13 protein-coding genes and 2 riboswitches are annotated in these 14,799 nt (G+C 47.0%); of the genes, 2 read left to right on the plus strand and 11 right to left on the minus strand.

Annotation, left to right across the window (positions count from 1 at the left end; translation table 11 throughout):
- Positions 1–116 precede the first annotated feature (116 nt).
- Positions 117–1,466: a threonine/serine exporter family protein gene (locus NQ542_RS16095; RefSeq protein ID WP_005646742.1), complete on the plus strand. Its 1,350-nt coding sequence runs from the start codon at positions 117–119 to the stop codon at positions 1,464–1,466.
- Between the two features lie 38 nt (positions 1,467–1,504).
- Here the strand turns inward: NQ542_RS16095 and nrdG are convergent, their stop codons facing one another.
- The 11 genes from nrdG to atpD all read right to left on the minus strand — a co-directional run bounded on the left by nrdG (position 1,505) and on the right by atpD (position 12,181).
- Positions 1,505–2,005 carry an anaerobic ribonucleoside-triphosphate reductase activating protein gene (gene nrdG, locus NQ542_RS16100; protein WP_005633029.1) on the minus strand — a complete coding sequence of 167 codons (501 nt, stop codon included), beginning with the start codon at positions 2,003–2,005 and terminating at the stop codon, positions 1,505–1,507.
- A 104-nt stretch (positions 2,006–2,109) separates the two neighbouring features.
- Positions 2,110–4,317 carry an anaerobic ribonucleoside triphosphate reductase gene (locus NQ542_RS16105; protein ID WP_005650708.1) on the minus strand — a complete coding sequence of 736 codons (2,208 nt, stop codon included), beginning with the start codon at positions 4,315–4,317 and terminating at the stop codon, positions 2,110–2,112.
- Between the two features lie 288 nt (positions 4,318–4,605).
- Positions 4,606–4,812: riboswitch (cobalamin riboswitch) on the plus strand.
- 269 nt (positions 4,813–5,081) lie between these two features.
- On the minus strand, positions 5,082–5,939 hold the full coding sequence (locus NQ542_RS16110; protein ID WP_005633031.1) for a F0F1 ATP synthase subunit gamma: 858 nt from the start codon (positions 5,937–5,939) through the stop codon (positions 5,082–5,084).
- A gap of 52 nt (positions 5,940–5,991) precedes the next feature.
- Positions 5,992–7,572 carry a F0F1 ATP synthase subunit alpha gene (atpA, locus tag NQ542_RS16115; RefSeq protein ID WP_005633033.1) on the minus strand — a complete coding sequence of 527 codons (1,581 nt, stop codon included), beginning with the start codon at positions 7,570–7,572 and terminating at the stop codon, positions 5,992–5,994.
- A 14-nt stretch (positions 7,573–7,586) separates the two neighbouring features.
- Positions 7,587–8,129 carry a F0F1 ATP synthase subunit delta gene (locus NQ542_RS16120; RefSeq protein WP_005633035.1) on the minus strand — a complete coding sequence of 181 codons (543 nt, stop codon included), beginning with the start codon at positions 8,127–8,129 and terminating at the stop codon, positions 7,587–7,589.
- Positions 8,130–8,132: 3 nt separating this feature from the next.
- On the minus strand, positions 8,133–8,633 hold the full coding sequence (gene atpF / locus NQ542_RS16125) for a F0F1 ATP synthase subunit B (protein WP_005633036.1): 501 nt from the start codon (positions 8,631–8,633) through the stop codon (positions 8,133–8,135).
- Between the two features lie 13 nt (positions 8,634–8,646).
- On the minus strand, positions 8,647–8,901 hold the full coding sequence (gene atpE, locus NQ542_RS16130) for an ATP synthase F0 subunit C (RefSeq protein ID WP_005633044.1): 255 nt from the start codon (positions 8,899–8,901) through the stop codon (positions 8,647–8,649).
- A 35-nt stretch (positions 8,902–8,936) separates the two neighbouring features.
- Positions 8,937–9,995 (minus strand): F0F1 ATP synthase subunit A, encoded by a 1,059-nt coding sequence (gene atpB / locus NQ542_RS16135; RefSeq protein ID WP_005633046.1) that lies wholly within the window; start codon positions 9,993–9,995, stop codon positions 8,937–8,939.
- Entirely contained in the window at positions 9,973–10,401 is a 429-nt protein-coding gene (locus NQ542_RS16140) for a hypothetical protein (RefSeq protein ID WP_005633048.1), read from the minus strand. Before NQ542_RS16140 ends, atpB begins: the two co-directional genes overlap by 23 nt.
- A gap of 20 nt (positions 10,402–10,421) precedes the next feature.
- Positions 10,422–10,655: a F0F1 ATP synthase subunit epsilon gene (locus tag NQ542_RS16145; RefSeq protein ID WP_005650707.1), complete on the minus strand. Its 234-nt coding sequence runs from the start codon at positions 10,653–10,655 to the stop codon at positions 10,422–10,424.
- An 8-nt stretch (positions 10,656–10,663) separates the two neighbouring features.
- Positions 10,664–12,181: a F0F1 ATP synthase subunit beta gene (gene atpD / locus NQ542_RS16150; RefSeq protein WP_005633052.1), complete on the minus strand. Its 1,518-nt coding sequence runs from the start codon at positions 12,179–12,181 to the stop codon at positions 10,664–10,666.
- Positions 12,182–12,483: 302 nt separating this feature from the next.
- Positions 12,484–12,741, plus strand: a riboswitch (cobalamin riboswitch).
- A 34-nt stretch (positions 12,742–12,775) separates the two neighbouring features.
- Between atpD and NQ542_RS16155 the strand changes: the two genes are divergently transcribed.
- The gene (locus tag NQ542_RS16155; RefSeq protein WP_036724435.1) at positions 12,776–14,773 is read left to right on the plus strand and encodes a TonB-dependent receptor plug domain-containing protein; all 1,998 of its coding nucleotides are present in this window, start codon (positions 12,776–12,778) and stop codon (positions 14,771–14,773) included.
- Positions 14,774–14,799: the final 26 nt, after the last annotated feature.

Consider the following 14,799-nt stretch of genomic DNA (forward strand, 5'->3'; position numbering starts at 1 on the left):
TGGTGAACAAAAGAATCATTCGACAGAATCAATAGAATTGATTAGAGGAAGGCTTGCTTGTGAAAGTCAGCCTTCTTACTTTTGTGCCCGCATTTAATAGAGAAAAGACAAAAAGGATGGAAAAAGAGACTTTGACAGACCGGGAGGTTTTGTTGTTACGGAGAAAACTGGACTTATTACTCCGTACGGGAAAATTGCTGATGGAGAGTGCCGCGGATACGAACCGCATCGAACGGAACATGAAGCGTGTGGCTGCTTTTATGGGGATTCCTGAAGAAAAGCTTCATCTGGATATCAGATGGACGATGATTATGGTGAATGTGAGCGACGAGACACATTCCTTTTCAAAATTTCAGAAGTGTGAGAAGCATGGTATCAATATGACGACCATTACGGAGGTCAGCCATCTGTCATGGAAGGCGATTGAACAAGACTATTCATTGGACCAGTATGAGGAAGAGCTTGAGCGGATTGCGCGTAAACCTCGTAACTATATGCCTTACCTGGTGGCAATCGGTGCAGGGTTTGCCTGTGGCGGTTTCTGTAAGTTGTTCGGCTGTGACTGGATCGCGTTTTTGTTCGCTTCTATTTGTGCATTTGTCGGATTCCGTGTCCGAGCGCGTTGTATCGAGTTCGGGATAAATGTGTATATGAGTATTGCGATTGCGGCGTTTGTGGCGACTTGTCTGGCGTATGCTTCTTCTTTTTCGGGGCTGTCATCCACGCCTTACCATCCGTTGCTGGCTTGTGCTCTGTTTATCGTGCCGGGAGTACCGTTAATCAATTTTGTGGATGACATGATTGACAATCATTTGCTTGTCGGGATTACGCGGGCGGCCAATACGATGATGATGGTCGGAGCGATGACGTTCGGGATTGCTTTTGCCATGCGGGTGTTGGTAATGAACGATATAGAGATCGACCATAAGTTCAGTGAATTGAGCATGGTGCCGCATGATCCTTATTATATTTATGCCATTGCGGCGGCTATTGCAGCGATGGGTTTTTCAATGATTTTCAATATCCAGCGACGTTTGTTGTGGGTTGTGGCTTTAGGGGGGATCATTGCAGTGTGTACCCGTAATTTTGTGAATTTTGAGTTGGGATATGGTCCGGTGATCGGTTCGTTTATGGGAAGTTTTGTCGTGAGTCTGATTGCGGTAAAGGCGGTTCATTGGTTCGATGTCCCCAATCATGTGTTAACGATCCCGTCTGTTATCCCGATGATTCCGGGAGTACTGATGTATCGTTCGTTGTTTGCTTTTATCAACCTGCACGGGGTGATTGGTGAAGTGACCAATGCTTTTGCCAACGGGATCAATTCGGCTTTAATTATCCTGTGTATCTCTTTAGGTGTTGCCGTTCCGAATATCTTCGCTCGTCGCTACATTGCCAAAGACCGCCAGCGTTATCTTGAAGAAGAACTTGAAAAACGCAGGCAGCGTGGTAAGTTCATTGAATGGTAAGGAGATTCATGAATTATGATTTATGAGTTATAAAAGATTCATAAATCATAATTCAGTTCCAACAAGACAGTCTTGTTGGCTTTTAGGGAAGCTTTGACATCGATCAGGCGTTGGTTGCTGCTGCCACGGAAAAGAAGGCTTTCATCGCGTAGGGCTTGTTTGAATTTACCATCTACCAAGACGTCGATGTATTTGAGCAGCTCTGCCTGTTTCGGATTGTCCAGAAGACGCTCGAAAGTATAGCCGGTATAACACCAGATGTTTTTCCGGCTTTTTTCTTTGATCGCCTGTGCCAGCTTGGTGAAACCTTCCGGTTGGAACATGGGGTCGCCGCCGCTGAAGGTCACGTTGGCAAAGTCGTCTGCCAAGACCTTCGTTAGAATCTCTTCCGTCGATATTTGTTTCCCCTTTTTTATGTCCCACGATTCGGGATTATGACAGCCAGGACAAGCGTTCGGACAACCTGCCGCATAGATCGCGGTCCGGAATCCCGGACCGTCGACAGTTGTATCTTCTATGATATCAATGATGGAAAGCACTTTGGAATTTGAAAATTAAGAATTGAAAAATAAAATGCTTGACTTATAAGCTTCAATTCTTGGTTTATAATATAACTGTTTATATCTCTCGCAATCTTCAATTTTTAATTATGGACGACCCTGTCGTTCAGTTCTGCCAGTTTCGCTTTGTTCCAGCGATCTGTCGTACCGACCAGGTAGCCGGTGATGCGCTGTAGTTTGTCGAGATGGATACTGCCGCATTTCGGACATTTCTCCAAATGGGTTTCCGCATTTTCGTAGCCGCAGTCGAGGCAGCGGTTACGATTGTGGTTGACGGAACCGTAGCCAATATTATAACGGTCCATCATATCGACAACTTGCATGATCACTTCCGGGTTATGGGTCGCGTCTCCATCCATTTCGACATAGAAGATATGGCCTCCGCGTGTCATCTCGTGATAGGGAGCCTCCACTTCTGCCTTGTGGCGGGCGCTACATTTGTAATAAACGGGTACATGGTTGGAGTTTGTATAGTAGTCGCGGTCCGTGATACCGGGCAACGAACCGAATTTCTTACGGTCACGACGGGTAAATTTGCCCGACAAGCCTTCGGCCGGTGTTGCCAGTACGCTGTAATTATGCTGGTATTCCTCTGAAAACTGATTGGCCCTGTTACGGATATAGCTGACGATCTTCAGGCCTAACTCCTGCGAAGCCGCATCTTCGCCGTGGTGTTTGCCGGTGAGGGCGACCAGGCATTCTGCCAGGCCGATAAAACCGATCCCCAATGTACCCTGATTGATAACGGGTGCGATCGTGTCGTTCGGTTTCAATTTCTCGCTACCCAGCCAAAGAGATGACATCAGCAACGGGAACTGTTTGGCATATGCCGTTTTTTGGAATTCCATGCGCTCGTGTAGTTGGCGGGCGGTTATATCCAGCATGTGGTCGAGCTTGGCAAAGAATTGGGCGATCCGTTCTTCCTTGTTTTCAATGTGCATGCATTCGATAGCGAGGCGTACGATATTGATTGTCGAGAAAGAGAGGTTACCGCGGCCGATAGATGTTTTCGGACCGAAGCGGTTCTCGAATACACGCGTGCGGCATCCCATGGTCGCAACTTCGTGCATATAACGTTGCGGATCATCGGCACGCCAGTCTTCGCTCTGGTTGAATGTCGCGTCGAGGTTGAGGAAGTTCGGGAAGAAACGGCGAGCTGTAACCTTGCAGGCAAGCTGGTAAAGGTCGTAGTTACGGTCTTCCGGCAGATAGCTTACCCCGCGTTTCTTTTTCCATATCTGAATCGGGAAGATGGCCGTTTCGCCATTGCCGACTCCGCGATATGTGCTTTTCAATATCTCGCGAATGATACAGCGTCCTTCGGCAGAAGTGTCCGTTCCGTAATTGATGGAACTGAATACTACTTGGTTGCCTCCACGAGAATGGATGGTGTTCATATTGTGGATAAAGGCTTCCATCGATTGATGCACGCGGCTGACAGTTTTATTGACGGCATGTTGGATGATACGTTCGTCGCCACTCAATCCTTCGAGCGGACGATTCACATAGTCATCCAGTTTCTGCTGGTAGAGATGTGAATAATTCTGTCCGTTCAGTTCTTCCAGGTTCTTGATTTCTTCGATAAAACTATTGCGCACGTAAGGAGCCAGATAGAAATCGAATGCCGGGATCGCCTGACCACCATGCATTTCGTTCTGGGCTGTTTCGAGCGAGATACAGCCTAAAATACTGGCTGTTTCGATACGCTTTGCCGGGCGTGATTCGCCATGTCCGGCTGAAAAACCGTATTTCAGGATGTGGTCCAACGGATGTTGTACGCATGTGAGGCTCTTGGTCGGATAATAGTCTTTATCATGGATATGCAGATAGTTGTTTTCTACCGCCTCCTTGACCTCTTCGCTCAACAAGTAATCGTCAACGAACGGCTTGGTCGTTTCGCTGGAGAACTTCATCATCATGCCGGCGGGCGTGTCGGCATTCATATTGGCATTCTCGCGGGTGATGTCGTTGGATTTGATATTGATGATCTCCAGGAACATATCGCGTGTCTTGGCTTTGCGGGCGATACTGCGCTGGTTGCGGTAAGCTATGTATTTTTGTGCAACGTCTTTGCGGCTACTGTTCATCAGCTCCAACTCGACAGCGTCTTGGATGGCTTCGACAGTCATTTGCGAGTCGCCTTTGAAAGAAATATGATCCGTGATCTGGCGAACCAGCTCCCGGTCTTCCCCGTTTTCTGTGTGCAACATCGCTTTGCGGATAGCTGTTGCTATCTTTTCTTCGTTGAATCCAACGATACGTCCATCACGTTTAATAACTGTCTGAATCATGATAAGTTTATTATTGAGGTTTGTGAATTTTGTAGTTGCAAAAGTATATAGTATAACAATATGGTAAACTTTTTGGAAAACTTTTATGCAGTTAAAATATGTCAATTCACTGATATGCAATTATAAATTTTGGGTAATTGGAAAACTTTAAATGACTATCATGTTTTAATGTTGTCCAAAAGTGTATATCTTTTTCAACTTTTCGTGTATAATGTGGAAAACTTCTGAAGGAAGTGTTAACGTGAAAAAATAACTTGGAAAAGAGATACACGCTATGCTTTTTTTGTCTAATTTTGTCTTCGGATCGGTTTCGTATGATTAAATCAGATGATACGGATTAAAAGGGAATCGGGTGAAAATCCCGGACAGTCCCGCTGCTGTGAAGCTCCGTTTCAACATCCTGAAAACTACTTTTGCCACTGGTTTATGGTTATAAACCGGGAAGGCTTCGGGATGGGAGTCAGTCAGAAGACCTGCCGTTCATTAAAGGCTATTCTTTCCTCGTGGGTTAGGAGAATGGTTCGAAAATGTTTCTAACTTCATAAATAGTAAAAAGATGGAAAAGCTTTGCTTGTGTTGTGGCACAAAGTTTTCCGGCAATATTGATTTATTGTCAGGCGACTTTGCTGCTACTTATTTTTCTATACATAAATAGTATTGTTATTCGTTGTTAGAATATTGTTCAATAGTAATTAAAGTAAGAAGCTCCGTCGAAGTGATTCGCCGGAGTTTCGTGTTTTTTAAGCGCATAGCCGGACGTTTTTTTACTGTCCTCCCATAATATCCAACAGCTCGTTGGTGATAGCCTGCTGGCGGGTTTTGTTATATTGCAAGGTCAATTCCTGGATCAGGTCGTTGGCATTGTCGTTGGCCGTTTGCATCGCCATCATGCGGGCGGCATGCTCGGATGTCGTTGTGTCGAGTAATGTCGTGTAAATCGTTAAGTTGAGCAGCTTCGGAAAAAGCAATGCCTGAAGGCTTTCCGGCGACGGTTCCAGGATGTAATCGGTTGTCGGGACGGTGTTTTCAACCGAGGCCTGTGGCAGGGTGACCGGCAGATAGACTTTATGGGTCAATACCTGTGTGGCCATATTCTTGAAATGATGGTAAAGCAGCTCCACTCGATCGGCCTTACCCGAAGAAAAGAGCTCCATCAGTTTTCCGGCGAGGCGGACAGCCTCTTCGTACGAAGGTTTCTCTCCTAAATGAAGAAAATCGTCCTCAGTCGTATAGCCCGCCTTGTGCAGTTCGTCAGCAATCTTTTTCCCGATGGGGTAGAGGCAGACGGCGGTGTGTTGTGCTTCTAATTCGTGCAAACGGGCAGATAGCTCTTTCCATACGTTGGCATTGAACGTGCCGCATAGTCCGCTGCTGGATGAGAAAACGGCGAGAGCGACCTGTTTCACCTCACGCTTTTCAGTGTAAGGTGATTCCAGATCGCATTCCGCATCTAAAAGACCGTTTAAGATGGCGGAAAGTTTGTTTGCATAAAGGAGTGTGTGTTCGGTTTGCGTCTGGGTATGATGGAGTTTCGCTGAAGATACCATTTTCATGGCTGCGGTGATCTTTTGCGTACTCCGGATAGACGCGATCCGAACTTTTATTTCTTTTAATGATGCCATAATCCCTTTTTTTAATTGACAATTAGGTGTCGCTTGTTGTAATTGTCCATTGTCAATTGTTCATTGTCAGTTGTTTTGCTGTTTCTTCCAGTTTCTTCCGGATATCGTCGTTGATAGTTCCGGTTTTCAGGATGTCCAGTACGTCGTGCTGGTGTGATGTATGCAGTTCGTGCAGGAATTCCTTTTCGAAGTCGTGCACTTTATCCAACGGGACTCCTTTCAGCAATCCCTGTGTACCGCAGTAGAGGATGGCGATCTGGTCTTCTACAGGCATCGGGCTGTATTGGGGCTGTATCAGCAGTTGCGTGTTCTTTTGCCCCTTGTCGATTGTGAACGCCGTAACGGCATCCATCTCACCGCCGAATTTGGAAAACGATTCCAGTTCGCGAAACTGTGCCTGGTCGATCTTCAGCGTTCCAGCCACCTTCTTCATCGCCTTTAGCTGGGCGTTACCTCCTACACGAGATACCGAGATACCGACGTTGATAGCCGGACGGTTTCCTTGGTTGAAGAGGTCAGTTTCGAGGAAGATCTGCCCGTCGGTAATGGAAATGACGTTCGTAGGGATGTAGGCTGACACGTCACCCGCCTGGGTTTCGATGATCGGCAGGGCAGTCAGGGAACCGCCGCCTTTTACCTTGTCCTTCATGCTGTCTGGCAGGTCGTTCATCTGCCGGGCCACTTCGGGCTGATTGATGATCTTGGCAGCTCGTTCGAGCAGACGGGAATGCAGGTAGAAGATATCTCCCGGATATGCCTCGCGTCCGGAAGGACGGCGCAGGATCAGGGAGACCTCTCGATAGGCGACCGCCTGTTTCGAAAGGTCGTCGTAGACAACTAAAGCATGACGTCCGCTGTCCCGGAAATATTCACCGATGGCGGCACCCGCAAAAGGAGCGAAATATTGCATGGCTGCCGGATCGGATGCTGTCGCGCTGACAATGATCGTATAGTCCATCGCGCCTTTTTCTTGCAACGTGTTGACAAGCGAGGCGACGGTAGAACCCTTCTGTCCGATTGCTACATAGATGCAGTAGACTGGGTTACCGGCTTCGTAGTTGCCACGCTGGTTGATGATCGTGTCGATGGCAATGGAGGTCTTTCCGGTCTGGCGGTCTCCGATGATCAGTTCGCGCTGTCCGCGTCCGATTGGGATCATTGCATCGACAGCCTTGATACCGGTCTGTAACGGTTCGTTGACGGGCTGGCGGAAGATAACCCCCGGCGCCTTGCGTTCGAGTGGCATCTCACAGGCTTCTCCCGTGATTTCCCCTTTTCCGTCGATAGGGTTTCCGAGCGGGTCGATCACACGTCCGATCATACCTTCGCTGACATTGATGGAGGCAATACGTCCTGTGCGTTTGACGATGTCGCCTTCCTTTACCTGGTCTGTTGGTCCCAGCAGGACAGCTCCCACGTTGTCCTCTTCCAGGTTCATCACGATCGCTTCCATCCCGTTGTCGAACTGCAGGAGTTCGTTAGCCTCGGCATTGTCGAGACCGTAAATCCGGGCTACGCCATCGCTCACCTGGAGCACCGTACCTACTTCTTCCGTCCGGATACCAGTACTGATCCCTTCCAATTGCTGGCGCAGGATGGCGGAAACTTCACTCACTTTTATCTGATCTGTCATACTTCTTTCTGTTTTTATCTGTTTTCGAGTAACCGGCTACGGATATCCCGTAGCTGTGTCGCATAGCTGGCATCTATCCGGTAGTTCCCGATACGCAGGCGAAAACCGCCGATCAGCTCCGGTTGTACAATGCCGGAGAATTCGATGGTGCTGCCTGTCTCTTCCTTCAGCTTGTTCTGGAGATGTACTTTCACTTCCTCGCTTACCGGAACTGCGGTACTGAACTGCACGCGGGTGATGCGTTTGTCTTTCCGGTACAGGTGGATATAGATATGCGCCATGAAGAGCAGGAGGCTTTCCCGTTTATGTTCCAGTACGAGGTGCATGAAACGTTCATACAAGTCGGAGACCTCTATGCCGCCTGCCGCTGTCAGCAGCTTGAGCTTTTCCTCTGCCGGGAGGATCGGATTGCCAAGGGCAACCCGCAGTCCGGGTTCGAGCGAGAAGCTGTCTGCCAGCATCTTCATATCATCGTATACCCGCGTTTCCAGTCCTTTCTCCTTCGCTAAGGAGAAAAGGGCTTTCGCATACCGGGAAGAGATTGTTCCTATATCCATACGTTACGATTTACAAAACGATACCTCATCCAACAGCCGGTCGATGATTTGTTGTTGTTCCTTGTCGCGGCTGATCTTTTCTTTCATCACCTTCTCTGCTATGGCGATCGAAAGGTCGGCAATCTCGGAACGGACCTCGCGGATTGCTTTCTCCTTCTCTTCGCGGATACGTCGGGCTGCCTCTTCCACCTGCAAACGAGTTTCGGCGGCAGCTTTCCGGTGAGCTTCGTCGATGATTTGTTCCTTTTCGGCAAATGCTTCTTTCAGGATGGCATTCTGTTTTTCCTTTGCTTCGGCAAGTATCCGGGCCCCTTCGGCCTGGATATTGGCAAGCTGTTCATTCGCCTGGCGAGCCGTTTCAAGAGAGTTGTCGATGTAGGCTTTCCGTTGTTCCACTGCCTTGATGATGACAGGAAATCCGTATTTGGAAAGGATGACAAAGACAATCCCGAATGAAACGATCATCCAGAACAGAAGTCCCGAATCCGGTGTTAATAATGACATAACCTGTTACTTTTTATTGGAACAAAGCCAGGAAACATACCACGATGGCAAACAACGCCACACCTTCAACCAGAGCTCCCATGATCAACATCGAGGTACGGATCTCGCCCGCTGCAGAAGGCTGGCGGCCGATTGCTTCGACAGCTCCTTTTCCGATCAGACCGATACCTATACCTGCACCGATAGCGGCAAATCCCGCTCCGATTGTTGCTCCCATCTTCGCTATGCCCATTCCGGCAGCTGCTTGTAATAAAATAGTCGATAACATTGTGCTTTAAACTTTAAATTAGTAACCTAATATATTTAATCTTTAACCTTAGCCAAACCTATATAATTGGCTGACAATAATGTGAATATATATGCTTGCAGACAAGCCACCAGCAATTCCAGACAGTTCATGAACGCGCAGAACAGCACCGAAACGATCGTCATTCCGAAATTCACCAACAACCCCATCGATACCGTGATAAAGATCAGGCAGGTGAGGGCGAGGATGATCGTATGTCCTGCCATGATATTGGCAAACAGACGGATCATCAGGGCGAACGGCTTGGTGAATACGCCGAAAAACTCGACAAAAGGCATGATTGGCAACGGCAGTTTCAGATAGATCGGTGCTTTCGGCCAAAATATCTCTTTCCAGTATTCCTTTGTCGCAAACAGGTTGACAGCGATAAACGTACATCCCGCCAAGACGGCCGTGACCGCAATGTTGCCGGTGATGTTGGCCCCTCCCGGAAAGACCGGGATGATTCCGATCAGATTGTTGATCAGGATAAAGAAGAAGACCGTCAGCAGATAAGAGGAAAACGGCCTGTACTCTTCTTTGCCGATCGACTCCTTGATGACGCCGTCTTGTATGTAGGAAATAATCATTTCCATCAAGCCGGTAAACCCGCTCGGAACCTGGTTCGGATGTCTCTTGTACCAACGGGCGGTCCGTAGAACTACGAACAGCAGGATGCCGCAACTCAGGAACAGGCCGCAAACATTCTTGGTCAGCGACAAGTCGACCGGACGCACCTCTTCTCCGCGGCTGTTCTTTTCCACCACCTTGCCGGCGTGTTCGCCTTCTGTAGCGATATAATAGTTGTGATGCGCTTGGCCGTGATGTAAATGGTGGGAGAGGAACATGTCCCATCCACGCTCTTCACTTTTGACCAATATCGGCAGAGAGATGGCGATCTCCTTTCCGTTCCATTCAGTAATATGCCAGGTGTAAGCGTCTTGGATATGCGAAAAGACAATATCCTGGACATCGATGCCTTCCTTTTTGGAATCAGCATGAGCCGGGGCCAGAAAACAGAGCCACATCAGCAATACTATCCATATCAACCTGTTATTTTTGATATTGTTCATCATTTTCCTTTTTCTCTCTTTTCATTCTTTTCTTCTCGAACAGATAAACCGTATACGTTTCCAATCCCAAATAGATAAAATAGAAAAGCATCAGGGTGAAGCCGAACATTCTCAAATTTTCTCTGACCAGTGCGGCATAAAGCCACAGGAAAACAACGGCAAGGGTGAACTTGCAGAAACGGACTACCATGAAAGCGGTAATCGTCACATCGCCGTTTTTTCTTTTCTTCCGGTCAAGTATATAGGTCATCACAATTGCCATCACCCAGTAAAAGATCGGAATGGAAGGATACCATTTGAAATAATGATCCGGCCAGATCGTGTATAATAATCCTCCTAACGTCACACCGATGGCTGCATTGATAAATGTAATCAATCCCATCAGCTTTAATTTTAACCATCCAGTCATGTCGTCGTATATACTTTTATTTATTCGATGCAAACAGATATGTAATCATCCTTAACCTCTACGAATCCGCTCTTGATAGCCTGTTCGCCTTTTTTGCCATCGTGTTCATATTGGATGGTTCCCTGTCGGAGGGCGGCTATCAGCGGGGCATGATGGGGGAGGATATCAAATGAACCGGCTGCTCCCGGAAAGGAAACACGCTCTGCTTCGCCTTCGAAAAGAATGCCGTCCGGTGATACAATTTCCAATCTCATATCCATTTTTAATTTGCTTGTTCAGCCAATCGCTTTGCTTTTTCCATCACGTCCTCGATTGTGCCTACGTTCAAGAAAGCCTGTTCGGGGATATCGTCCGTCTCTCCGTCCATGATCATCTTGAATCCTCGGATCGTATCTTCGATGGAGACCATGACGCCCGGTACACCGGTGAATTGTTCCGCCACGGAGAACGGCTGTGAAAGGAAACGCTGTACACGGCGAGCGCGGTTGACGGTCAGGCGGTCTTCGTCGGAAAGTTCTTCCATGCCGAGGATCGAGATGATGTCTTGCAGTTCCTTGTTGCGTTGGAGGATTTGTTTCACACGCTGTGCCGTTTCGTAATGCTCTTTGCCCACGATCAACGGGTCCAGGATGCGCGAAGTGGATTCCAACGGGTCGACGGCCGGATAGATACCGAGTTCGGTGATCTTACGGCTCAATACCGTGGTGGCATCCAGATGTGTAAAGGTCGTTGCCGGAGCCGGGTCCGTCAGGTCGTCTGCTGGCACATAAACTGCCTGAACGGAAGTGATGGAACCTTTCTTAGTGGAAGTGATGCGTTCCTGCATGGCTCCCATCTCGGTGGCCAGTGTCGGCTGGTAACCGACGGCGGACGGCATACGTCCCAGCAGGGCGGATACTTCCGAACCGGCCTGTGTGAACCGGAAGATATTGTCGATAAAGAAAAGGATGTCTTTTGTTTCCCCCTCTGCCGCCAGGTCACGAAAAGACTCGGCGATCGTCAGTCCTGAAAGGGCTACCGAAGAGCGGGCTCCCGGCGGTTCGTTCATCTGGCCGAAGACCAGTGTCGCCTGCGACTTGGCCAGTTCATCATAATCGATCTTGGACAAATCCCAATGACCTGCCTCCATGCTTTTCTTGAATTCTTCGCCGTAGCGGATGACTCCGGATTGGATCATCTCGCGCAGCAGATCGTTTCCTTCGCGTGTACGTTCACCCACACCAGCAAAGACGGAGAATCCGTTGTTCTTCTTCGCGATGTTGTTGATCAACTCCATGATCAGGACCGTCTTTCCTACGCCAGCTCCCCCGAACAGACCGATCTTGCCTCCTTTGGAGTAAGGTTCGAGCAGGTCGATCACCTTGATACCGGTGTATAAGACTTCACGGCTGGTGGTCAGGTCTTCGAACTTGGGCGGTTCACGATGGATCGGAAGAGCCCCTTTCTTGTCGAGTTCGGTCATTCCGTCAATGGGATTCCCCGTTACGTTCATCAAACGCCCTTTTACCTGGTCGCCGACCGGCATCGTGATGGGCGAACCGTGCGAAATGGCTTCCATTCCTCTCTTCAGTCCGTCTGTCGTATCCATCGCTACGGTACGGACCGTGTTTTCCCCAATATGCTGTTGGACTTCCACAATCAGGATTTTTCCATTGGGGCGGGTTATCTCCATTGCATCGTGAATGCGGGGAAGTGTTATCTTTTCTTCCTTGCCATTATCGAAATGAATGTCCACGACCGGACCGATAACCTGTGAGATATAACCTTTTATTTCTCCCATACAATCTCTTTTTTCCTTAATCCTATTCAAATCTTCAGCTGCAATATTACGAATTATGAATTTCCGAAAACCGGAAATATTACTTTTTGAGTCTTTTTGTACTTAGTTAAATATTCAACTAATTTCAACCTCTTCTAAAATGAACCAATCGAGTTCTGAAATGAACCAAAATAGTAGGAATAGCTTATTTTGTAAACCATAGAGATAGAAGATTCTAAGCATGATATGCCGTTTTGTTGGCGAAAAACAGATGAAATGTTTTACTTTGTTAAATAAAAAGGATTACTCATCTGTTTTTTCTACCTTTGCAATCGGATTATGGTGTAACCGTATTTGCTTCCGCTGACGGTTAGTAAAAGGGAATCCGGTGAAAGTCCGGAGCTGTACCCGTAGCTGTAAGTTCTGAAACCCCGGCAAATCTTGTTGCCACTGGTGGTTCAATTGAGAATTGACAATTTGAACACCGGGAAGGCTGCCGTTAGTTGGTAATTGTCCATTATCAATTATCAATTGAAAAGGGGGGAACAAGCCAGAAAACCTGCCATTATTCGGTATCCGGTTCCTCGGGTAAAGGAACTGATGAATCGAAAAGGTATGCAGAATATATTTGTAAAACGATTGTCGGGCCTGTTATGTGCCTGGCTATTTCCGTTTGCCGCTTTGTATGCGCAGGTAGACACGACGACCTATCACCAGCTTTCGGGTGTCGAGGTGTTAGGAAAGGTACGCCCTTCCACCACCCGTGAGAGTACACCGCTTCAGGTGATGGACAAGGCTGGGATCGAACGGCTCGGTGTGCAGGACTTGTCGGAAGCCGTAAAACGCTTTTCCGGTGTGACCGTACAGGATTACGGAGGTATAGGAGGTTTGAAAACCGTTTCCGTCCGCAGCCTCGGTGCCAAACATACGGCTGTCTGCTATGACGGGGTGACGGTCACGGATGCACAGAGCGGCCAGGTGGATATCAGTCGCTTTTCACTGGACAATGTCGATATGATCTCCCTGTCGATCGGTCAGGCCGACGATATCTTCCAGACGGCACGGATGTACGCTTCGGCAGGGGCGTTGAGCATAAAGACAAGTCGGCCCGTATTCACTGATCGTTCGTACCATCTGAAAGCACAAGTAAAAGCCGGTTCGTTTGGTTTGGTAAATCCTTATTTACGGTATGAGCAGAAGCTGGGGAAAAAGTGGTATACTTCTTGGCACGGCGATTATTTACGAGCGGATGGGAATTATCCATTTACGTTGGTGAATGGTAATTTGATAGAAAAGAAGAAGAGATACAACAGTGATATCGAATCGTGGCGTACGGAATTGAATTTTACAGGTGATTTAGGGAAGTTCGGTACATTATCGATGAAAGGATATTATTTTGACTCCCATAGAGGATTGCCCGGATCTGTAATATTTTATAATGATTATTCGGGTGAACGTTTGTGGGATAGGAATGCTTTTGCACAGATTCATTATGAGAATCATATAACTGAAAAATTTACTTTCCAGGCACAGGCTAAATATAATTATTCGTGGATGCGCCATTTGGATGTTGATAATAAATATGAATCGGGACGACAGGATGATCGATATACACAAAAGGAATATTATCTTTCTATTTCGGGGCTATATTCTTTGGCTGATCATCTTTCTTTGGCTGTAGCTGAAGATTATTTCATTAATTCATTGGATAATACAATTCCAGAATGCCCGTTCCCAAAACGATATACGTCTTTGACGGCTTTGGCTATCCAGTATAAAGATCCGAGACTGACTGCTACTACCAGTTTGTTAGGAACATATATAACCGAGAATGTAGAGAGAGGAGACAGACCGTCTGATCGTAAACGATTATCTCCTGCTGTAAGTCTTTCTTGGCGAGTTCTGTCAGACCATAACTTCCGTTTACGAGCCTCTTATAAAGATATATTTCGTGTTCCGACTTTTAATGATCTATATTATTTGAGGATAGGCAATACTGATTTGAAGCCGGAACGGGCGACTCAATACAATGTAGGTATGACATGGAGTGGTTTGTTGCCTTTTATTAATTATCTGAATGTTTCAGTAGATGGTTATTACAATCGTGTGAGTGATAAGATCGTTGCTATACCGACAATGTTCATTTGGAAAATGATGAATATGGGAGAGGTCTCGATCGGAGGAATTGATGTGAATTTATCGACAGAAGTTCCTCTGTGGAAAAATATCTCCTTAACCGGACAAATGTCTTATTCTTGGCAACATGCGATAGATATAACAGATGAAACAGAAAAGAACTATCGGGATCAAATACCTTATACCCCCAAACATTCGGGAAATTTTTCTGCGGCATTGCAAATGCCTTGGATTAATATTTCTTATTTATTGACAGTGGTTGGAGATCGTTATGCCAGTCCGCAAAATATAGAGAGAAATTTGATAGATCGTTATGCAGAACAGACTGTTTCGTTAAACCGGACGTTTACTTTTGGATCTTGTTCTTTGCGGTTACAATTTGATATTATAAATATAGGTAATATAAATTATGATGTGGTAAAGTACTATCCCATGCCTGGACGTTCTTTCCGAGGAGGACTTGTTTTTATATATTAAGACTAGATATTGATTAACAAACAATT

Source organism: Parabacteroides merdae ATCC 43184 (genome assembly GCF_025151215.1).
Taxonomy (GTDB): Bacteria; Bacteroidota; Bacteroidia; order Bacteroidales; family Tannerellaceae; genus Parabacteroides; species Parabacteroides merdae.